The 23,868-nt window shown below is 73.5% G+C and carries 1 protein-coding gene; it reads right to left on the reverse strand.

Annotated features, from left to right (window positions below; translation table 11 throughout):
- Positions 1 to 23,853 (reverse strand): non-ribosomal peptide synthase/polyketide synthase, encoded by a 23,853-nt coding sequence (locus tag FB388_RS18955; RefSeq protein ID WP_142103539.1) that lies wholly within the window; start codon positions 23,851 to 23,853, stop codon positions 1 to 3.
- Positions 23,854 to 23,868 lie beyond the last annotated feature (15 nt).

The raw sequence follows: 23,868 nt of genomic DNA on the forward strand, positions 1-23,868 counted from the left end.
TTACCGCACCTCCATGTCAGCCAGAACACTTGCGATCGCCGGGAACCACCGGCCGATCACCTCGGGATCGAGAAGCTCCGAATGCGCGCAGTCGATCGGCACGACCTCCAGGTCGCCGGTGACGTGCGCGCGCCACCGCTGTGAACCCGTGCCGGTGAAACCCTGCTCGGGCACGGTGGCCTCGACGAAGACGACATCGCTCGCGACGGGGGCGAGCTCGGCGTGCTCCATCATGTGGTCGGCGGCGAGGTAGTTCTCCACCACGCGCGCGATCCCGTCGTCGTCGAGCACGGAGATCGTGCCGCCGTTGGCGCGCACCACCGCGACCGCGTCCGCCACCGTCATCCCACCGGTGTGCTCCGGGGGAACCGGGTAGCCGAGCTCGGTCAGCAGTCCCTCGACCGCCGCGGAACCGTCCCACCCGTCGAGCTGCCGCGGCCCGTCGGGCAGGTGGGTGTCGAGCATCGCCAGCAGACCGATCCGGCGGCCGCGCGCCGCGAGCTCCGCCGCGACCTGGTGGGCCACCGCACCACCGAACGACCAGCCGACCAGCTGGATCGGCCCGTCCGGCGCGAGGCGCGCCACCTCGTCGGCGTACCGCTGCACCGTCTCGGCGAGGGTCATCGGCGCGGTGTCCGGGTCCTGCAGGCGCGGCGACTGCAGGCCGTAGAGCGGGACCTCGGCCGGCAGGTACTGCTTCAGCCCGGCGAACTGCCAGCTCAGGCCGCTCGCCGGGTGCACGGCGAAGAGCGGTGGCCACCCGGCGCCCTCGTTCAGGACGAGGACCGGCGCCAGTCCCCCGGTCTTCTCCCCCGTACCGGCGATCCGGCGGGCCAGCGCCGTCACCGTCGGGGTGGCCATCAGCTCGTGCACGGCGATGTCGACGTCCAGGTCGCGCCGCAGCGCGGTGGCGAGCTTCACGAGCAGCAGCGAGTGCCCGCCGAGGACGAAGAAGTCGTCGTCGCGGCCGACGCCGTCCACGCCGAGGACGTAGGTGAAGATCGCGCAGAGCCGACGTTCGAGGTCGGACTCCGGGGCGGCGCCGGAACCGGTCGTCGCGACCTCGGGTGCGGGCAGCGCCGCGCGGTCGATCTTGCCGTTGGGAGTCTGCGGCAGCGCTTCCAGGACCGTGACGATCGACGGGACCATGTAGGCGGGCAGCCGTTCGGCGGCCGCCTCGCGAGCGATCGCCTCGACGTCGGCGGAATCGGCCGCCAGGTAGGCGACGATCCGGTCCTGGTGCGCCGCAACCGCAGCGCGCCGGACGCCCGGGACGGTCTCGAGCACGGCCTCGATCTCGGCGAGCTCGATGCGGAAGCCCCGCACCTTCACCTGGTGGTCGCTGCGGCCCAGGAACTCGAGGGTCCCGCCGCCATCGGTACCGGCAGCGGTCCAGCGGACCAGGTCGCCCGTGCGGTACAGCCTGGCCCCGCTCCCGAACGGGTCGGCGACGAAGCGGGTGGCGGTGAGCCCGGCCCGGTTCAGGTAGCCGCGGGCGACCTGCGGTCCCCCGAGGTACAGCTCGCCGACCACCCCGGGCGGCACCGGCCGCAACGTCTCGTCCAGCACGTGCGCGGTGGTCCCGGCCATCGGCCGCCCGATCCCGGTCTCCCGGCCGACGGCGGCGCTCGTGGCCCAGACGGTGACCTCGGTCGGGCCGTACATGTTGGTCAGCCGGGCGGCGCGCCGCCCCAGCTCGGCGGCCAGCCGCGCCGGCAGCGCCTCGCCGCCGACCAGCGCGGTGACCCGTCCCAGGTCCGGGTCGGCGGCCTCCAGCAACGCCGTCCAGAGCGACGGCGTCGCCTGCATCGCCGTGACCGACCCCGTGATCGAGTCCGTGATCGACTCGGCACGGAGCACGTCCGCGAGCAGGCTCGGGTCCCTGACCTGCTCGGTCGAGGCGAGCACCACGCACGCCCCGGCGGCGAGCGGCAGCATCAGCTCGAGCACCGCGATGTCGAAGGACAGCGTGGTGACCGCGAGCAGCCGGTCCTCCGGCGTCAGCGGCAGGGTGTCCCGGGCGGCGGCGAGGAAGGCGGCCAGGTTGCCATGCTCGACCACCACGCCCTTGGGGCGCCCGGTCGAACCGGACGTGTAGATCACGTACGCCGCGGTCGCGGGATCCGGTTCCCGGAGCGTCACCGCGCCGGTGCCGGCGAGCTCGCCGACGGTCAGCAGCTCGGCGGCGCACCCGTCGAACAACCCGCGGGTCCCGTCGTCGACGACCACCACCGCAGGCTCGGCGTCCGACACCACGTACCGCAGCCGGGCGGGCGGGAACTCCGGGTCCAGCGGCAGGAACGCGGCACCGGTCTTCGCGATCCCCAGCAGCGCGACGATCATGTCGGCCGATCGCGGCAGGGCAAGGCCCACGATCGTCTCCGGCCCGGCACCGCGCGCCACGAGACCCGCGGCGACCGCGTCGGACGCGGCGTCGAGGCCGGCGTAGGTCAGCGTCGTCCCACCGGAGCGGCAGGCGACCGCGTCCGGGGTACGGGCGGCCCGCTCGGCGAACCGCAGGAACCACGCGGGCTCCGTCGACGCCTCGCCGCCACGCGACCAGCGCGCGATGGCCTGTGCGTCGTCGTCGGTCAGCAGGTCGAGGGTCGGGTACGGGGCGTCGGGGTCGGCGAGGGCGCTGCGCAGCAGCACCTCGAAGCGGGCCGCCAGCGACCGTGCGACCTCGGCCGTGCAGCGGGCAGCGTCGTACTCGACGGACAGCTCCACCGGCCGCCCCGCCCCCGCGTCGACGACGGTGAACGTGAGGTCGACCTTCGGGTCCGCGGTGAACGACGGGGCCTCCGCGACGGGCAGGCCGAACACCTCGCCGCTCCCCTCCGGCCGCCGGTGGTAGCCGAGCAGCACCTGGAACAGCGGGTTGCGGCCCGGCACGCGAACCGGGTTGACCGCCTCCACGACCTGCTGGAACGGCAGGTCCGCGTTCTCGAGCGCGGCCAGCCCCGTCTCCCGCACGCGCTCGAGGAGCTGCGCGAACGAGGGCGCGCCGGTGAGGTCGGTGCGAACGACGACCGTGTTGACGAAGAAGCCGACCAGCTCGTCGAGGGCCGCGTCGCCGCGGCCGGAGGTCGGGCTGCCGATCGGGATGTCGGTGCCGGCGCCCATCCGGGACAGCAGCATCGCGAGCGTGGCGTGCAGGGCGAGGAACACGCTCGACGACGACGCCCGGGCCCGTTCCCGCAGGCGGTCGACGAGGTCGGCGTCGAGCTGGACGGAGACGGTCCCGCCACCGGTCGCACCGGTCGCGACGGTGGGCAGCGCCAGCTCCTGGGGCACTCCCGCGAGCTGCCGGACCCAGAAGTCGCGCTGCCTGCTGTACCGGCTGTCCGGGTCGTCCGGCGATCCGAGGAACTCCCGGTGCCACAGCGCGTAGTCGGCGTACTGGACGGGCAGCTCGCCGAAATCGGGCGCTGAGCCGGTTCGGCGGGCGCAGTAGGCGGCGTCGAGGTCGGCGAGCAGCGGGCGGTCCGACCACTCGTCGACTGCGATGTGGTGCAGCACGAGCACCAGCACCGTGTCGCCGGTGTCGGTCTCGCGGATCAGCGTGGCGCGCACCGGGATCTGCGACGACAGCGCGAACGGCCGGGCGATCGCGGCGGCCACGATCGCCTCGGTGTCGCCGCTGATGGCGTCCCGGACCTCGACCTCCGGCACCGCGTCGTCGAGGATGCGCTGCTCGGGGCCGGGCAGCACCAAGGTGCGCAGGACCTCGTGACGGCCGACCACGTCCGTCAACGCCGCGTTGAACGCCTCGGCGTCGACCGCGCCGCGCACGCGCAGCAGCAGCGGGTAGTTGTAGGCCACCGACTCCGGGGCGAGCTCGTGCAGCAGCCACAGCCGTTCCTGGGCGGGCGACAACGGCAGCCGCTCCGGCCGCTGCTTTCGTGCCACCTGCGTCGGCGCCGGCGCCGACCCGCCGACCACCCCCGCCAGCCGTTCCGGCGTGGGGTGGTCGAACAGCTGCCGCAGCGAGACGTCGGCGCCCAGCTCCTCGCGGATGCGGCCGATCACGCGGGTCGCCAGCAGCGAGTGTCCGCCGTGCTCGAAGAAGTCGTCCTCGACGCCGAAGGGACCTCCGAGGGCGTCCGCGAAGATGGCGACCAGCGCGCGTTCGGTGTCGGTCGCGGCCTCGCGGCTGTTCATCGAGACGGTGCGCGGCGCGGGCAGCGCGGCCGTGTCGAGCTTGCCGTTGACGGTCAGCGGCAGCTCGTCGACCACCGCGTACGCGCTCGGCACCAGGTAGGCCGGCATCCGGTCGCGCAGGTGCCGCCGCACCTCCTCGATCAGCCGATCTTGATCCGCGGCAGGCTCCGCCGGGATCAGGTAGGCGACCAACCGCTTGCCACCGGCGCCGTCGGTGTTGTCGCCGGCGGCGGCGACCACTGCGCTCCGGCGCACGCCGGGTGCCGCGGTCACGTTCGCCTCGATCTCACCGAGCTCGACCCGGTAGCCGCGGATCTTCACCTGGTCGTCCGTGCGGCCGAGGAAGTCGATGTTGCCGTCGGGCCGGACCCGCACCAGGTCACCGGTGCGGTACAACCGCGTGCCGGAGCCGGTCGGGTCGGCGACGAAGCGCTCCGCGGTGAGCGCGGGCCGGTTCAGGTAGCCGCGCGCCATCCCGACGCCCGCGATGTACAGCTCCCCCGCCATCCCGGCGGGCACCGGGCGCAGCCACTCGTCGAGCACGAGGGCACGGGTGTTCCAGATCGGGGTGCCCACCGTGGCGGTGCGGCTGTCCGCGGTGCCCCCACCAAGGGTGTTGATCGTGTACTCGGTCGGGCCGTACAGGTTGTAGCCGAGCACGCCGTCCGCGTCGCGGAGCGTGGCCCAGAGGCTCTCCGGGACCGCCTCCCCGCCGAGGAGCACCAGCGCGGGCCGGTGCCCGTCCAGCAGGCCGACCTCGACCAGGTGCTGGGCGTAGGTCGGGGTCACGTTGACCACGTCGATCAGGTGGCGATCGCAGTACTCCACCAGGGCGCGCGCGTCCCGCCGCAGGTCCTCGTCGCAGACGTGCACGTGGTGGCCCTCCACGAGCCACAGCAGCTCCTCCCACGACATGTCGAAGGAGAACGACACGGTGTGCGCGATCCGCAGCCCCCGCCCGGCGGCGGCGACGGTGGGTCCGAAGATCGCCTCCCGGTGGTTGAGCAGCATGTTCGTCAGCCCGCGGTACGGGGTGACGACGCCCTTCGGGCGCCCGGTCGAGCCGGAGGTGTAGATGACGTACGCCGGGTGGTCCAGCCGTCCGGGGGTGCCCGGCGCGAAACCGACCCGTGAGTGGATACGAGTGCTTGAGCCCTCGTCTCCACTCACGACCTCGGGGGAGTCCACACGGATCGTCGGCACGCCCCACCCGGCCAGGCGCGGCGCCACCGCCGTCGTGGTGAGCAGCAGCGCCGGTTCGGCGTCGTCGACGATGGTCCGCAGGCGCTCGTCCGGGTGGTCGAGCTCGAGCGGCAGGTAGGCCGCGCCCGCGCGGAGCACCGCGAACAGCGCCGTCACCATCTCGATCGACCGGGGCAGCGCGAGCCCGACGATCGTCTCCGGCCCGGCGCCGCGGGCGATCAGGACCCGGGCCATCCGGGAGACCGCGCCGTCCAGTTCCCGGTAGGTGAGCGTGGTGGAGCCGAAGGTCAACGCGGGAGCGTCCGGCGTCGCGAGCGCCTGCCGCGTGAGCAGCTCGGCGATCGTGACGTCCTCGAACGGGTGCGCGCGGGCGGCGTCGGCCGCCTCCAGCTCCGCCACCTCGGCCGGGGTCAGCACCGGCAGCGCGGCGACGGGGCCGCCGATGTCGTCGGCCAGGCGGTGCAGCAGGTGCTCCAGCCGCGCGAGCAGCGCAGCGGCCTCCGCCTCGCCCACGACGTCCGGCCGGTACTCGAGCTTCACCCACAGCCGCTTGCCGGGCATCACGACCCAGGTCAACGGGTAGTGCGTGGCATCGACGCTGCGCACCCCGACGATGCCGTTGCGGGTCTCGAGATCGGAGAAGGTCTCGTCGTCGAGGAAGTTCTGCAGGACGTACAGGCTGTCGAAGAGGGGACCCCGGCCCGCCGCACGCTGGATGTCGCCGAGCCCGAGGTACTCGTGCGGCATCGCGTCGAGGCGGTGCGCCTGCGCCTGCCGCATCGTCTGCTCAACCGTGCCCGCCCGGTCCAGGCGGATACGGGCGGGCACGGTGTTGAGGAAGACACCGACGACGTCGTCGATGTCGTCGAGGTCGCTGGGCCGGCCGGCCACGGTGGTGCCGAAGACGACGTCGTTGCTGCCGGCTGCGTGCCCCAGCACCACGGCCAGCGCCGTGCTGATCAGGGCGTTCATCGTCACGCCCGCGGCACGCACCTGCTCGGTGAGCCGGGCGGTGACGTCCTCGGGGATCTCGGCCGAGATCCGTTGCGCCAGCACCGGCTCGGTGCCCACCGCCTGCGGGTACAGCAGGGTCGGCGCGGCGAGATCGGCGAACGCCGACCGCCAGAACCCGGTGGACTTCCCGACGTGCTGGCGCCGCAGCCAGTCGAGGTAGTCGACGAAGCTCCCCCGCGGCGGCCGGGGCGGCTCCCCGCGGTAGGCGTCGAAGAGCTGGGTCAGCACCAGCTCGCGCGACCAGCCGTCCCACAGCAGGAGGTGGTAGGTGAAGAGGAGGTGGTCGCCCCCTTCGGGGCGGTGGATCACCGTCATCCGCGCCAGCGGGGGTTCCCGCAGATCGAAGGGGGCGGCGCGGTCGGCGTCGGTGATCTCGGCGATCCGGCGCTCCACGGCGGCCGGGTCGAGGTGCGACAGGTCGACCTCGGTCATCCGGCACCGCAGCCCGCCGCCGACGAAGGCCACGGCGCGCCCGTCACCGATCGCGGTGAAGCCCAGCCGCGTCGCGGTGTTGGCGGCCAGCACCTGCTCGAAGGCGGCGGCCAGCCGGTCGGCGTCGAGCCTGCGGTCGAAGTCGAACCCGTTCTGCGCGAGGTAGACATCGGCATCGGCGGCCAGCTCGGACTGGAACCAGATGCCCTCCTGCAGCGGGGACAGCGGCCACACGTCCTCGACCGCTGCCGTCGTCGATGCCGTCACGGCGTCGAGCTCGGATGCGGTGAGGTCGGGGTGGTGCACGTCCGCGGGGCTCAGGCGACCGTCGCCGGCCCCCGACTCCGCGAGCTCCCGCAGCGCTCCGGCGAAGGCGTCCCGCAGGGAGCCGAGCTCACCGTCGCCGAGCCATCCGTCGGCGTAGGTCAGCACCACCTGCAGTTCCGGCCCGGTCGGGGTGTCCTCGCAGTAGGCGTTGACCTCCAGCAGGTACGGGGTGCCCATGTCCGGCGCGGGTCCCACGCGCAGGGCGGAGGACTCCGGAGCCGACTGCCACGCCTCCGAGCCCGGCGCTCCGAAACGCCCGAGGTAGTTGAACAGCACCTGCGGCTGCCCCAGGCGGGCCAGTGCGGCTGCGGTGCGGGCGTTGCAGTAGCGCAGCAGGCCGAAACCGCAGCCGCCGTCGGGCGCGACGCGCAGCCGGTCGCGCACCTCGCCGACGCGGGCGTGCAGATCGCCGGTCGCCACCGGTAGCCGGACCGGGGCGATCGAGGTGAACCACCCGACGGTGCGCGAGAGGTCGGCTATGTGGGATGGGTCGCGGGACAGGTCCTCGCGCCCGTGCCGTTCCAGGTCGATCGTGAGGTCCCCGTCGGCGAGGCCGCGCGCCTCCCGCCAGCGGGACACGGCGACGCGCAGGCCCGTCACCAGCGTCTCGGTGACGTCGGCCCGCGCCGCGGCGGGCACCGTGGTCAACAGCGGCAACGTCTCGTCCGCGGTCAGCCGGAACCGGTGCTCCCGGGTGTCGCCGACCGTGCGGCCCACCACGACCTGGGCCGGGTCGAGCTCCGCGCCCGGTGCGAGCACCTCGCTCCAGTGCGTGAACTCGGCGAGCCTGCCGTCCTGCGCGGAGGCCTCGTTGAGCAGCCGGGCGTAGGTCCGCAGCGACGTCGCGACCGGTTCGAGCGGGACGCCCTCCCACGCCGCCCGCACGTCGTCGAGCAGGATCCGCCACGAGACGCCGTCCACCGCGAGGTGGTGCACCACCAGCAGGAGGCGGCCCGGTTCGCCGCCGCGGTCGAAGAACACCGCGCTGACCAGCCGGCCCTCGTCGGGACGCAACCGGTCGGCCGCCGCGTCGGACTCGACGGCCAGCAGCTCGGCGAAGGCGGCCTCGTCGGTCCCGCGGGCGTCGACGACGGTGAACACCTCGTCGAGCGCGGGCAGCTCCCGCACGGTCTCCAGGGCCCAGAGCATCGGCGCCGGCCGGGACAGGCGCAGCCGCAGCGCGTCGTGCCGCTGCAGGAGCGCGGTGACGACCGCACGGACCCGCTCCGCCGTCGCCCCCGCGGGCGTGAGCAGCAGCTCGGACTGGTTGAAGCGATCGATGCTGCCTCCGAGCTCGGCGAGCCGGTGCACGATCGGCGTCAGCATCACCGAGCCGATCGCGTCCGGGTCCTCCTCGGGGACGGCGGGTGCCGCGGGGGCCGCCAACGCGGCGAGCGCCTCGGGGGTCCGGTGGGTGAACACCTCGCGCGGGGTGACGCGCAGCCCGAGCCGCTTCATCCGGTTCACCAGCTGCAGCGCGATTATGCTGTCGCCGCCGAGGGTGAAGAAGTCGGCGTCGACGCCGGGCGTCTCGACGCCGAGGATCTCGCCGAACAGCGCGGCGAGCGCCCCGGCCGAGACGCCTGCGGGTGCCGCAGGCGGGGTGACCGGGCGCGGCTCGGCGATCGCGGGCAGGGCGTCGCGGTCGAGCTTCCCGTTGATCGTGAGCGGCAGGCTCTCGACCACGGCGAACACCGCCGGAACCATGTGCCCGGGCAGCACGGTCGCCGCGTGCCGGCGAACCACATCGAGATCGACCTCAGCGCGCGCGACGAGGTGCGCGACCAGCCGCGGCCGCCCCTGGGCGTCGCGCTGCACGCTCACCGCGGCGCCGTCGATCTCGTCGAGCTGGAGCAGCGCGGCCTCGACCTCGCCGGGTTCGATGCGGTACCCGCGCAGCTTCAGCTGGTGGTCCGAGCGGCCGAGGTACACCAGCTCCCCGGTCTCGGTCCACCGGGCGAGATCGCCGCTGCGGTAGAGCCGCTCCCCTCCGGGGCCGGCGACGAACCGCGAGGCGGTGAGGCCCGCGCGGTCGAGGTAGCCGCGCGCCAACTGGGCTCCGGCGACGTAGATCTCGCCGGTGACCCCGACCGGCACCGGCTGCAGGTACCGGTCGAGGACGTGCACCGACAGCCCGGCGAGCGGCGTGCCGATCACGCTGTCGGCGCGCGCCGCGTCGCCGCGGGTGAGGGCCCGGACCGTGACGTGCACGCAGGTCTCGGTGATCCCGTACATGTTCACGAGCGCGATGTCGTCGTGCCGCGCGAACCACGGCTCCAGCCTGCGCAGGTCGAGCGCCTCGCCGCCGAAGACGACGTAGCGCAGCGCGAGCGGCGCCGTGCTGTCCCGGTCGGCGGCGATCAGCGAGTAGAACGCCGACGGCGTCTGGTTGAGCACGGTGACGGCCTCGTCGGACAGCAGCGCGCGGAACCGCTCCGGATCCCTCGCCACGTCGTGGTCGACGACCACCAGCCGCCCTCCGTGCAGCAGCGCTCCCCAGATCTCCCACACCGAGAAGTCGAAGGCGTAGGAGTGGAACAGCGTCCACACGTCGTCATGGCCGAAGTCGAAGTCGGCGGCCGCGCCGGCGAACAGCGCGGTCACGCTCCGGTGCGGTACGGCGACGCCCTTGGGCAGTCCGGTGGAGCCGGAGGTGTAGATGACGTAGGCGTCGGAGGCGGCGTCCCCGGCGACCCGCACCGGGCCGGCTGCCGGCCCCGCCTCGTCGAGCCGCAGCACGGCCGGGCCGTCCGCTGGCAGCACGTGCGCCGTCTCGGGCACCGCCAGTACGCATTCCGGGGCTGAGTCGTCGAGGATGTAGGAGATGCGGGCCGTCGGGGAGCCCGGGTCGATCGGCACGTAGCAGCCGCCCGCCTTGAGCACCCCGACGATCGCGACGATCAGGTCGACCGAGCGCGGCAGCACGATCGCCACCCGCGACCCGAGCCGCACCCCCTGCGCTGCGAGCCGACCCGCCAGCGCGTCCGACCGCGCGTCCAGCTCGGCGTAGGTCAGCTCGGTGCGCCGGTCGCGCACGGCCACCGCGTCCGGACGTTCGCGCGCGACCTGCCGGAACCGGTCGGCCAACGTGCGGTCGTCGGCGTCGGACACCGACGGACCCGTGACCGTCGGGGCTGTGACCATCGGGGCGGGGGCCACGCGGAGCCCGGCGACCGTGATCGCGGGGTCGTCGGCGAACTGTTCGAGGAACAGCGCCATCGCCTCGACGAGCCGCCGGGCGAACGCCACCTCGACGAGCCCGGTGTCATAGGTGATCTTGAGGCGCAGCCGTTCGTCCGGGTGCACCACGAGGGCCACCGGGTAGTGGGCGGCGTCGGTCCCGTCGATCCACTCCGCCGTCGGGAGCCCGTCGGCCGGCGCCTGCGGGTCGGAGACCGCGAAGTTCTCGACCACGACGATCGTGTCGAAGAGCTCGCCGACGCCGGCGATCCGGGCCAGCTCCACGAGCCCCAGGTGCTGGTGGTCGAGCACGGCCAGCTGCTGGTCCTGCAGCCGCGCGAGGACGGCGTCGAGGGGTTCGTGCGCCGCCCACTCCATCGGCACGGGCACGGTGTTGATCATCGGGCCGACGATCTCCTCGATGCCGGCCGTGTTGCCCGCCCGGCCCGACACCGTGGAACCGAAGACCACGCGCTCCCGGCCGAGGGTGCGGCCCAGCAGCAGGCCCCACGCCCCGTGCACGGCGGTGGACAGGGTCACCCCGGCCGCCCGGGCGCGCTCGGTGAGCCGCGCCGTCACCGCGGGCGAGAGCTCCCGCTCCACGCCGGCGTGCGACCCGACCTCGGCTCCCTGCGGGACGTCGACCAGCTTCGTCGGGCCGTCGACCCCGGAGAGCGCCTCGGCCCAGACGGCCCGGGACGCGTCGGTGTCCCGGCCGGCGAGCTGCGCGACGTGGTCGGCGAAGGTGACGGCGGGCGCGGGCAGGTCGGCCCGGCCGGTCCGCACGAGCTGCCGGTAGGCGGCCATGACGTCGTCGAACATCAGCGGGTACGACCAGCCGTCGGCCAGGATGTGGTGCATGGTCTGCATCAGCCGGTGCCGGTCGTCGGCGAGGGTCACCAGCGTGTAGCGCAGCAGGGGTGGCGCGGTGAGGTCGAAGACGGTGCGGAACCGCTCGGCCGCCAGGTCGGCGAAGTCCTCGGGACGATCGCGGAGATCGACCACCGACCAGTCGAGGGACACCTCGCCTGCGATCACCTGCACGACCCGGCCGTCGGCGAGCTCCCGGAAGCCCGCGCGCAGCACGGGGTGCCGGTCGACCATGGCCTCCACCGCCCGCCGCAGCAGGTCCGGGTCGACCGCGCCGCGCAGTTCGAGGACGTGCTGGATCACGTAGGGGTCGCGGTCTGCCAGATCCGACAAGACGGCCTGCGCCGAGTGGAAGTACATCCCCTGTTGCAGCGGCAGCAGCGGCAGGACGTCCGCGGGGCCGCCGGGGATCGTCGCCTCCAGCTCGGCGACGTCGTCCATCGTCATGCCGACCAGCGGGAAGTCGGACGGCGTGTGCCCGGCCAGCTCGGCGCTGCTGGCGATCGCCCGGAGCGCCTCCTCCCACAGTCGTGCCAGCTGCTCGATCTCGGCGCGCGACATGATGCCCGTCGGCCAGGTGAGCATCGCCGAGAACTCGGGGCCGGCCGTGGTGTCGTGCGCGATCGCGTTCACCGACAGCGCGCGTACCTCGGAGCTGGGGTCGACGCCTTCGCCGAGCGCGTCGTAGTCGGCGACCGGTTCCCAGTCCGCCTCCGTGCCGGCGCCGAAGCGGCCCAGGTAGTTGAAGAGGATCTGCGGCTCGACGTCGGGCAGGTCGACGCTCGTGTCGAGGTCGTTCAGCACGCCGTAGCCGATGCCGCGGGCTGGCACCCGCAGCTGCTCCTTCACGGCCTTGACGGCGCGGGCCAGACCCGGCCCGGCCGCGGCGACCTCGGCCCAGCCCGACACGCCGGGGTCGAGGCGCACCGGGTGGAGGGAGGTGAACCACCCCACGGTCCGCGAGAGGTCCAGCGGCGTGCCGGTCTCGAACGGTTCCGGCTCGCGGCCGTGCCCCTCGAGGCTGAGCAGCACCGCAGAGGATTCGGCCTGCCCGCGGGTGCGGCGCCAGTGCGCCACCGCGAGCGCGAAGCCGCTGAGCAGGACGTCGTTGACGCCACCGAAGATCGCGGCGGGCACCGTCGACAGCAGCGGGCCGGTCACGTCGGCGGGCAGGCGCAGGGTCACGGTGTCGGTGGTCGCGGCGACGTCGACCGACGGGTCGAGCGTTCGGGAACCGAGATCGGGGTCCGGTGTGGTCACGATGTCGCGCCAGTACTCGACCTCGCCGCGGAAGGCGCCGCGGTCGGCTGCCGACCGCACCTGTTGCGCCCAGGTGCGGAAGGACGTGGCGACCTCGTCGAGCTCGGGCGCCCGTCCGGCCCGCACCGCCGACCAGGCGTGGGCGAGGTCGGCGGTGAGGATGCGCCAGGACACGCCGTCGATCACGAGGTGGTGCACGACGAGCAGCAGGCAGCCGGAGCCGGACTCGTCCCGGAACCAGTGCGCGCGGACCATCGTCCCGCCGCGCGCGTCCAGAGCGGCGGCCGCGGCGCGGGTGGCGGCCGCCATCTCCTCCGGGCTCGGACGGCCGGTGCGCTCGGTGACCGCCAGGAGGCGGGCGACGTCCGTGGTGCCGGCTTCCGGTACCGACAGGTGCCAGGGGCCGGCCCCGTCGACGCGGGCCCGCAGCAGGTCGTGCCGCTCGAGGATCGCGCCGAGCACCGTCTCCAGCTCGGCACGGGTCATGCCGGCCGGGGTGCGGACCACCATGGACTGGTAGAAGTTCTCCAGCGGCATCCGTTCGAACGCCGCGAGGATCGGGGTGTTCGGCACGGCGCCGACGCCCACGTCCCGCGCCGCCCGCGGCCGGGCGCTCTCGACCGACAGTCCGGCCGCCATCGCCTGCACCGTCCGCTTGCGGAAGACGTCGCGCGGGGCGAGCTCGAGACCTGCTTTTCGGGCCCGCCCGCACAGCGTGATCGAGGAGATGCTGTCGCCGCCGAGGGTGAAGAAGTCGTCGTCGACGCCGATCTCGTCCACGCCCAGTCCGACGACCGACGCGACGATCTCGACGAGCACCCGCTCGGCCTCGGAGCCGGGTGCCCGGCCGCCACGGCGCGCCACCGGACGCGGCTCGGGCAGCGACGCGGTGTCGAGCTTGCCGTTGACGGTCAGCGGCAGGTCGTCGACCACGCCGTACAGCGCCGGGACCATGTAGTCCGGCAGCACCCTCGCCAGCGCCGCCTGCAGCGACGGCGGCAGCTCGGCCCGGTCCACCCCGGCGTCGGGCACCACATAGGCGGCCAGCCTCTTGATCTCACCGTCGGAACGGGCGATCACCGCCACGCGTCGCACCCCGGGCTGCCCGGCGAGCACCGACTCGATCTCGCCGAGCTCCACGCGGTAACCGCGGATCTTCACCTGGTCGTCGGTGCGGCCGAGGAAGTCCAGGTTGCCGTCGGGGCGGCGCCGCACCAGGTCGCCGGTGCGGTACATCCGCCCGCCGGGCGTCCACGGGTCGGCGACGAACCGCTCGGCGGTGAGCGCAGGCCGGTCCAGGTAGCCGCGCGCCAAGCCGGAACCGGCGATGTAGAGCTCGCCGACCACGCCGACGTCCACGGGCCGCAGCCAGCCGTCGAGCACGTGGGCGCGGGTGTTGAAGATCGGGTGCCCGACCGTGGACGTCGCGCTCTCCCCGGTGCCCGCGCCGAGGGTGTTGATCGTGTACTCGGTGGGACCGTAGAGGTTGTAGCCGAGGGTGCCGCTCTCGCGCAGCGCGGTCCACAGGCTGTCCGGCACCGCCTCGCCGCCCAGCAGCATCAACGCGAGGGGGTGCCTCGTGACGAGCCCTTCCTCGATGAGGACCTGGGCGTAGGACGGCGTCACGTTCACGACGTCGATCCCGTGGCGCTCGCAGTAGGCGACGAGCGCGCGGGCGTCGCGGCGCAGTTCCTCGTCGCAGACGTGGACCTCGTGCCCCTCGACGAGCCAGAGCAGCTCCTCCCAGGACATGTCGAAGGAGAACGACACCGTGTGCGCGATCCGCAGCCGGCGGCCCCCTGCCGCGGCGACCGTCGGGTCGAAGATCTCCGCGCGGTGGTTGAGCTGCATGTTGGTCAGCCCGCGGTACGGCGTCACGACGCCCTTGGGGCGTCCGGTTGAGCCCGAGGTGTAGATGACGTACGCGGGGTGGTCGAGGCGACCGGGCCGGTCCGGCGCGAAGGCGCCGAGGTCGTCGGCGCTCGGGGCCGCCGCCGGGTAGGCGCCGAGGTCGAGGGTGTCGAGGTCGGTGACCGGGGCGGCCGTACCGGCGAACCGCGACGAGACCGCAGAGGTGGAGAGCAGCAGCATCGGCCGCGCGTCGGCGATCATGCCCGCCAGCCGCTCGTCGGGGTACTCCAGGTCGAGCGGCAGGTAGGCCGCGCCGGTGCGCAGCACCGCGAACAGCGCCACGACCATGTCGATGGACCGCGGGAGGGCGAGGCCCACGATGCGTTCGGGCGCGGCACCGGCGGCGAGCAGGTGGTGCGCCAGCCGGTTGACGCGCGTGTCGAGCTCGTCGTAGGTGAGCCGGGTGTCGCCGAACACCAGCGCGGTCTCGCCCGGCACGGCGGCGGCCCGCTCGGCGAGGAGGTCGGCGATGGTGGCCGACCCGATCGGCTGCACCGCCTTCTCCCACTCGGCCCGCAGCGCGGCGTCGTCCGACGGGGTCTGCAGATCGAGCTCGCCGACCGGCTGCCCGAGACCATCTGCGAGCCCGAGCAGCACCTGCTCGAGCCGTGCGAGCAGGGTGGCGGCGGTCTCGCGGGGCACGACGTCGCTGCGGTACTCGAGCTTGATCCACAGTCGCGTGCCCGGGTAGACGACCCAGGTCAGCGGGTAGTGGGTGGAGTCGACGCCGTTCGCGGCGATGATGCCGTGCTCGGCCTCGAGGTCGGTGAAGGTCTCGTCGTCGACGAAGTTCTGCAGGACGTAGAGGTTGTCGAAGAGCTGCCCCCTGCCCACGGCGCGCTGGATGTCACCGAGGCCCAGGTACTCGTAGGGCATCATCTCGATGCGCTGCTCGTGCATGCCGAGCACGGCGTCGGACATGGCGACGCTCGGGTCGAGGTGCACGCGGGCCGGGATGGTGTTGAGGAAGACGCCCACCACCGACTCGATGCCCTCGATCTCGGTGGGCCGCCCGGCGACGGTCATGCCGAACACCACGTCGTCGGTGCCGGCTGCGTGGCCGAGCACCAGGCCGAGAGCGGTACCGACGACCGAGTTCAGGGTGACGCCGAGCGAGCGCGCCTGCTCGGACAGGCGTGCGGTCACCTCGGGGGTGAGCTCCACGGACATGCGGGTGGCGATCACCGGGTCGGTGCCGATCGCCTCGGGGAAGAGGATGGTCGGGCCCGTGACGTCGGCGAAGGCACCCGACCACGCGGCCGCGGACGCCTCGTCGTCCTGCTCGGCGACCCAGGCCAGATAGTCGGGGAACGCCGCGGCAACCGGCGCGGGCAACGCGTCTCCACGGCGCACCGCCGCGTAGGCGCCGAACAGCCTGCGCAGCACCAGCTCCCGCGACCAGCCGTCCCACAGCAGGAGGTGGCGGGTGAGGAGCAGGCGGTCCCGCCCGTCGCCGCGCAGCACCGTCAGCCGGACCAGCGGTGGGCGCGTGAGGTCGAACGGGGTGCGCCGGTCCGCCGCCATGATCGCCTCGGTGCGCTCGGCGCGCTCCTCTGCCGTCAGCCCGGAGAGGTCGATCTCGGTGATCGACGGCGCCACCCGGGCGGCGAGTACGGCGACGGGACGGTCGAGCCCGATGTCGGTGAAACCGAGCCGTAGCGCGGAGTTCTGCTCCAGCAGGTGCGCGCACGCCCCGGTCAGGGCGTCGACGTCGAGCCGCGAGTCGAAGTCGAACGTGTCCTGCGCCAGGTAGACGTCGTCCTCGCCGGCGATCCGGGCCTGGAAGAACAGTCCCTCCTGCAACGGCGACACCGGCCAGATGTCGGCGATCGGCACCGTCGTGGCCGCCTCGATCGCCTGCACGTCGTCGAGGGAGAGGTCGACGAGCGGGAAGTCCGACGGCGTGTGCCCGCGCAGCTCCGGGCAGCCGGCGAGGGCGCGCAGCGCGTCGACCCACAGGGCCGCCAGCTCGGTGAGGTCGGCCGCCGGGAGGATGCCGGTCGGCCAGGTCAGCGTGGCCCGGCCCTCCCCCATGACGTTGATCTCGAGCGCGTCGACGGGCGAGCGCGGGTCCAGCCCCGAGCCGACGGTGGTGAAGCCCCAGTCCTCACCGGGGCCGCCGGTGCCCCGGCCGCGGTAGTTGAACACGATCTGCGGGGTGACCGCCGGCAGGTCGGCGTCCGCGTCGAGGTACCGCAGCACGCCGTAGCCGACGCCGGCCGATGGCACCCGCAGCTGCTCCTTGACGAGCTTCGCCGCCCGCGCCAGCTGCGGACCGGCCGCCTCCACGTCGGTCCACGACAGCTCGCCGGGGTCGAGCCGCACCGGGTAGATGCTCGTGAACGACCCGACGGTGCGGGACAGGTCGACGTGCCGGCCGAAGAGGTCGCCCTCCCGGCCGTGCCCCTTCACGCGCAGCAGCACCTGCGAGCCCGCGTCCACCCCGCGGCCGCGCCGCCACTGCTGCAGCGCGAGGGCGAACCCGGTGAGCAGGATGTCGTCGACGCCGCCGTGGATCGCCCGCGACAGGTTCCCGAACACCTCGGCCGGCAGGTCGACGTCGAGGGTCGCGGTGGTCGCGTCGACGTCGATCCCCGGGTCGAGGGCCCGCTGGCCGAGGACCGGATCGGGCGTGTCCAGCACCTCGCGCCAGTACCCGAGCTCGGACCGGAAGCGGCCGGTGTCGGCGGCCTGCCGAAGCACCTGCGACCACGCCCGGTACGACGTCCCCACCGGCTCCAGCTCGGGCTCGCGTCCGGCGGTCAGCGCCTGCCATCCGGCAGCCAGGTCGGCGGTCAGGATGCGCCACGAGACGCCGTCGACGACGAGGTGGTGTGCGACCAGCAGCAGGGAACGCGCGTCGCGGAACCAGTGCGCCCGCAGCAGGATCCCGCGGCGTGCGTCGAGCAGGGCGGCCGCGTCGAGGGTCGCGCGCTCGACCTCCTCCGGCGACGGATCGGCGGTGCTCTCGGTGATCGGGACGGGAGCGTCGGCGGCCGGGGGCACGTCGAGCACCCACGCACCGGTCGTGTCGACCACGGCCCGGAGCAGGGCATGCCGGTCGACGACCGCCCGCAGGACGCGTTCCAGGTCGTCCCGCGTCATCGACGCGGGCGTGCGCACCAGCATCGACTGGTAGAAGTTGTCGAGCGGGATGCCGTCGTGCGCGACCTCGGCCATCACGGGCGTGAGCGGCACCGGCCCGACGCCGTCGTCGGCTGCCGGGGCGGGAGCCGGTTCGAGCTCCTCGCCCAGCCCGGTCACCAGGGCCTGCACGGTGCGCAGCCGGAAGATGTCGCGCGGCGTGATCCGCATCCCGGCGCGGCGGGCCCGGCCCGAGACCGCGATCGAGGTGATGCTGTCGCCGCCGAGTGCGAAGAAGTCGTCGTCGATGCCCACCCGGTGCAGGTGCAGCGCGTCGGCGAACAGCGAGCAGAGCCGCGCCTCCCGCTCGGTGCGGGGCCCGCGGTCGGACACGAGGCTGCCGAAGTCGGGGTCCGGCAGCGCCTTGCGGTCCAGCTTGCCGTTGGGGGTGAGCGGGAACGCGTCGAGCACCACGACCATCGAGGGCACCATGTGCTCGGGCAGGACCTGCGCCACCCGCTCGCGCAACGATTCCGGGTCGACGGATCCGACGACGTAGGCGACGAGGCGGCCGTCCCGCACGACCACCACCGCACGGGTGACCCCGTCGGCGGCGACGAGCGCGGCCTCGATCTCCCCCGGCTCGATCCGGAAGCCGCGCACCTGCACCTGGTGGTCGCTGCGGCCGAGGATCTCCAGCACGCCGGTGTCGTCCCAGCGGGCGAGGTCGCCGCTGCGGTACATCCGCTCACCGGGCACGAACGGGTCGGCGATGAACCGCTCCGCCGTCAGCCCCCGCCGGTCGAGGTAGCCGTACGCCAGCTGCACCCCGGCGATGTAGAGCTCACCGGGCGTGCCGGGCGGCACCGGGCGCAGCGCGCCGTCCAGCACGTAGAGCCGCGTGTTGAAGACCGGGCGTCCGACGGGCACCGACCGCTCGACGGGCCGCTCCGTGGTGTCCCAGCCGGTGACGTCGATGGCGGCCTCGGTGGGGCCGTAGACGTTGTGCAGCTCGCAGCCGCGGAGTTCGGCGATGCCGCCGAACCGGGCCACGACATCCGCGGGCAGCGCCTCACCACCGCAGATCACGCGCCGCAGCGACGTGCACCGGCGCACCGAGGGCTCCTCGAGGAACACCGAGAACATCGACGGCACGAACTGGGCGGTCGTCACCTCGTGGGCCTGGATCAGCTCGGCGAGGTATGCCGCGTCCTTGTGCCCCTCCGGCTTCGCGATCACCATCATCGCGCCGGACATCAACGGCCAGAACAGCTCCCGCAGCGACGCGTCGAAGCTCGACGGCGTCTTCAGCAGCGTCGGCTCGCCCGGCTCCAGCCGGTACGTCTCCTGCATCCACGACAGGAAGTTGCCGGCGGCCCCGTGCGGCACGACCACGCCCTTCGGGCGGCCGGTGGACCCCGAGGTGTAGATGACGTACGCGGGATCGGCGGGTGTGACCGGCACGTCCGGGTTCGACGCCCCGAATTCCGACGAGCCGTCGGTCGGGAAGACCGCCGGGTCATCGATCACGTGGGCGGGCCGGGCGTCGTCGAGCACGAAGGCGATCCGCTCGGCGGGGTAGCCGGGATCGATCGGCAGGTACGCCGCACCCGCCTTGTGCACCGCGTACAGCGCGACGATCAGCTCCACGGAGCGCTCGAGGGCGACCGCGACCACGGACCCGCGCGTCACGCCCTGCGCGATGAGGCTGTGCGCCAGCCGGTTCGCGCGCCGGTTCAGCTCGCCGTAGCTGACCGCCTCACCCTCGAACACCACCGCCGTCGTGTCGGGGGTGCGCTCCGCCCAGTGCTCGAAGCGGTTGCGGAGCGTGGGCACGCCGACGTCGTGGCGGGTGTCGTTGAAGGTGTCGAGGACCTGCGTCCGCTCGGCCGGGTCGATCAGCTCCAGCCGGCCGACCGGGACCGCCGGATCGGCGGCGAGCTGGGCGAGGATCCGCGTCACCTGCCGCAGCAGGCGCCGGGCACGCGGCTCCTCCACCAGCCCGACGTCGTACTTCACCTCCAGCCGCACCCGCTCCCCCGGGAAGGCGACCAGCGACAGCGGGTAGTGCGAGAAGGTGGTGGAGGTGAACCCGCGCACCGACAGCCCGTCGTCCGCCGGGGCGTAGACCTCGGGGAAGTTCTCGACGATCACGAGCGTGTCGAACAGGGTGCGCACGCCGCGGAGGCGGGCCAGGTCGGCCAGCCCGGCGTGCTGGTGGTCCAGCACCGCGGTCTGCTCGTCCTGCAGGCGGCGCAGCACGGCGCGTACCTGCTCGGTCCTCGACCACGACATCGGCACCGGAACGGTGTTGATCAGCAGCCCGACCACGGAGTCGACCCCCGGCACGGACTGCCCGGCCCGCCCGGACACCGTCGACCCGAAGACGACGGAGTCCTCGCCGAGGGTGCGGCCCAGCAGCAGCCCCCATGCCGCGTGCAGCACGGTGCTGAGGGTGACGCCGAGGTCGCGAGCGGTCCGGGTGAGCGCCGCCGTGACATCGGCCGGCAGCTGCTCGGCGACGATGCGGTGCTCGCCGACGGCGGCCCCCGGGTCGGCGTCGACCAGCAGGGTGGGTTCGTCGACGCCGGCCAGCGCGTCGGCCCACACCGCGTTCGTCTCGTTCGCGTCGGCGCGGGCGATCGCGGCGATGTGCTGGCCCAGCGCGACGGCGGGCAGGCCGCGCAGCGTGCCGCGGTAGGCGTCCACGATGTCGTTGAACATCAACGGGTACGACCACCCGTCGGCGATGATGTGGTGCATCGTCTGCACCAGCCGGTGCTCGGTCGGAGTCAGCGACACCACGCTGTAGCGCAGCAGCGGCGGCTCGGCGAGCACGAAGGGCCGGGCCTGTTCGGCGGCGGCCACCCGCTCCAGCTCGGCCACGGCGTCGGCGTGGGAACGGTCGGTGAGGTCGACCACCTGCCAGTCGAACTCGACGTGCCCGCTGACCACCTGGACGATCCGCCCGTCGGCGAGGTCGCGGAACCCGGCGCGCAACGCCGGATGCCGGTCGACCATCTCGGCGACAGCGCCCTTCAGCGCGTCCGCGTCGAGCGGGCCGGTCAGCTCGGCGATCTGCTGGATGCGGTACGCGTCGACCGTGTCGCCGTCGGTGTCGTCATCGGTGCCGCCGCCGTAGTTCGCGTGGAAGTACATGCCCTGCTGCAGCGGGAGCAGCGGAAGCACGTCCTGCAGGTCGGGGACCTCGCGCTCCAGCTCCTCGACATCCGCCCGGTCGAGCTCGACGAGCGGGAAGTCCGACGGCGTGAAGCCCGCGACCGCTTCGTCGGTGGCGATGGCGCCGAGCGCCCGCAGCCACAGCTCGGCGAGCCTCCTGACCTCGTCCTCGTCGAGCACGGCCGCCGGCCAGCTGAACCGCGCCGACAGCACCGGTCCGGTGGCGGTGTCGACGGTGACGGCGTTGATCTCGAGCGCGCGCGGCAGCGGCATCCGCGGGTCGCGATCCTCGCCGACCTCGGCGCCTTCGGCGAACCGGCCGAGGTAGTTGAACAGCAGCGCGGGCGCCACCGCGAGACCCGGCGCACCCGCGAGGTAGCGCAGGGCGCCGTAGCTCAGCCCGCCCTGCGGCACAGCGCGCAGCTGTTCCTTGACCGACTTCACCACCTCGGCCACCCCGCCGGTCGGGACCTCGACGGCGACGGGGTAGAGCGTGGTGAACCAGCCGACGGTGCGCGACAGGTCGAGGTGGTCGCCCGGCAGCAGCTCGGCCTCCCGCCCGTGCCCCTCCATCTCCAGGAGGAGCCGGCGGCCCGCCGACTCGTCGCGCCACTCGATGACGGCGAGAGCCAGCGCCGCCACCAGCACGTCGTTGACGCCGCCGTGGATCGCGGCGGGCACGGCGCCGAGCAGCGGCTCGGTGAGCGCGCCCGTCAGCGTGACGGCCAGCTCCCGCTCGGTCGCGACCGTGTCGACGGCGGGATCCAGCGCCCGGCGGCCGATCACCGGGTTCGGAGCGGCCGCGACCTCGCGCCAGAACGGCAGGTCGTCGTCGAACGCTCCCGCCCCGGCGGCCTCCCTGAGCGCCAGCGCCCACCCGCGGAACGAGGTCGGCACCGGTTCGGGGGTGTCTCCTGCCCACAGCTCCCGCAGGTCCTCGGCCAGGATGCGCAGCGACACGCCGTCCACCACCACGTGGTGGACGACGATGACCAGCCGGCCCGGCAGCTCACCCCCGCGGTCCAGCCACACGAACTCGACCATCCGGCCGGCGCCTGCGTCCAGCCGCGCCGCGGCGGCCGCAGTCTCCTGCTGCACACGGTCGTCGACGTCGTCGTCCGCGCCGATCCGGACGTGCGTGATCGACGGCGCCGGGACCTCCGCGGGCACCGTGACCGTCGGCCGGCCGTCGGCGCCGGTGCCGACCACCGCGCGGAGCATCTCGTGGTGCCGTACCAGCGCCGCGGCCGTCTCGGTGAGCCGGTCGAGGGTGAGCGCGGCCGGGCTGCGCACGGTGATGGACTGGTAGAAGCCCGCCGACGGCCCGGTCTCCCAGAGCCACTCGACCACGGGGGTGGCGGGCAGCTCGCCGACCGGGTCGACGACCGCGGCGCGCTCGGCCGATTCGACCTCGCCCGCGGCCAGCGCCAGGGCCGCCGGCGTACGCAGCTCGAACAGCTCCCGCGGCCGCAGGACGAGCCCGGCCCGCCGCGCCCTGCTGACCACGCCGATCGCGACGATGCTGTCGCCACCGTGCGCGAAGAAGTCGTCGTCGGCACCGACCTCGGTGAGCCCGAGTACCTCGGCGAAGATCGCGCACAACGTCCGCTCGCGCGGGGTGCGCGGAGCCCGCCCGCCACTGCCCTCCCGTCGCGGTTCGGGCAGGGCGTTGCGGTCCACCTTCCCGTTGGGCGTCAACGGGAACGCGTCCAGCACCGTGAAAGTGCTGGGGACCATGTACTCGGGCAGCCGGTCGGCACACCACCGGCGGAGCTCCTCCTCCGCCACGGCGGTGGCGAGCGCGTACCCGGCCAGGTACTTCGCGCCAGCGGTGGACTCGCGCGCCGTCACGACCGCCTGCCGGACACCCGGGTGGGTGGTCAGCACCGCCTCGACCTCCTCGAGCTCGAGGCGCATGCCGCGGATCTTCACCTGGTTGTCGGCCCGGCCGAGGAACTCCAGCGACCCGTCGGGGTGCCACCGCGCGAGATCGCCGGTGCGGTAGAGGCGGGAACCGTCGTCGGCGAACGGGTTCGCGACGAACCGGGCGGCCGTCAGCCCCGGCGCGTTGACGTAGCCCCTGCCGAGCAGGAACCCGCCCGCGTAGAGCTCGCCGCCGACGCCGACGGGGACCGGACGCAGGTGCTCGTCGAGCACGTAGAGCTGCGTGCTGGGGTTGGGCCGCCCGATCGAGGTGGCGATCCGCTCCGCGTTGTCCCGGTAGATCACGTGCGAGACGCCGATCGTGGCCTCGGCGGGCCCGTACCCGTGGTACAGCGTCGTGGTCAGCCGGCTCCGGAACCGCTCGAACAGCTCCGGCGTCAGTACTTCGCCGCCGCACCAGACGTGCTTCAGCCCGTCGAGCTTCGCGGTGCCCCGCGACATCTCCAGCAGCACGTCGAGCATCGAGGAGACGAGGTAGACGAACGTGACGCCCTCGGTGGCGATGAGGTCGAGGAGGTACTGCGGGTCGCGGTCGCCGCCGGGCTCGGCGACGACGACGTAGCCGCCGGATACGAGCGGCAGCAGGATCTCGTTGACCGAGATGTCGAACGACAGCGGCGCCTTGAACAGCGAGGCGTCCCCCGGCCCGAAGCCCAGGATCTTCTCCACCTGCCACTGCAGCCGGTTGCAGATCGCCTCGTGCCGGATCATGGCGCCCTTGGGCTTGCCCGTCGACCCGGACGTGAACATCACGTAGGCGAGGCGTCCGGGCTCGATGCGCACCGCGGGTTGCCGGGTGGGCAGGTCCCCGTACGACCACGCGTCCAGATCGACCACCGCCACCGGCACGAGCGGCTGGGCGTCGGCCGCACCGGTCACCATCAGCACCGCGCCTGCGTCGTCGAGCACCTGCCTGCGGCGCTGCTCGGGCCACTCCGGGTCGACCGGCACGAATGCGCCGCCGGCCACCATGATCGCCAGCACCGATACGACCATCTCCGCCGACCGCGGCAGGTGGACGGCGACGACCTGCTCCGCGGTGAGCCCGCGGTCCAGGAGGTGGTGCGCGAGCTGGTTGACCCGCTCGGCCAGCTCACCGTAGGTCAGCTGCGTCGAGCCACCGCTCCCGGCGACCAGCGCCAGCGCGTCGGGATGCGCGCGCACCGCCCGGTCGAACATCTCGGCGACGGTGGTGGTGTTCGACGGCGACGTCGAGTCGTTCCACGCGGCCAGCGCCTCGAGACGCTCGGCCAGGGTGTCCACTCCTGAGTCCCGCTCGATGGTCATACCTCTCCCACCAGG

This window comes from Pseudonocardia cypriaca, assembly GCF_006717045.1.
Lineage (GTDB): Bacteria > Actinomycetota > Actinomycetes > Mycobacteriales > Pseudonocardiaceae > Pseudonocardia > Pseudonocardia cypriaca.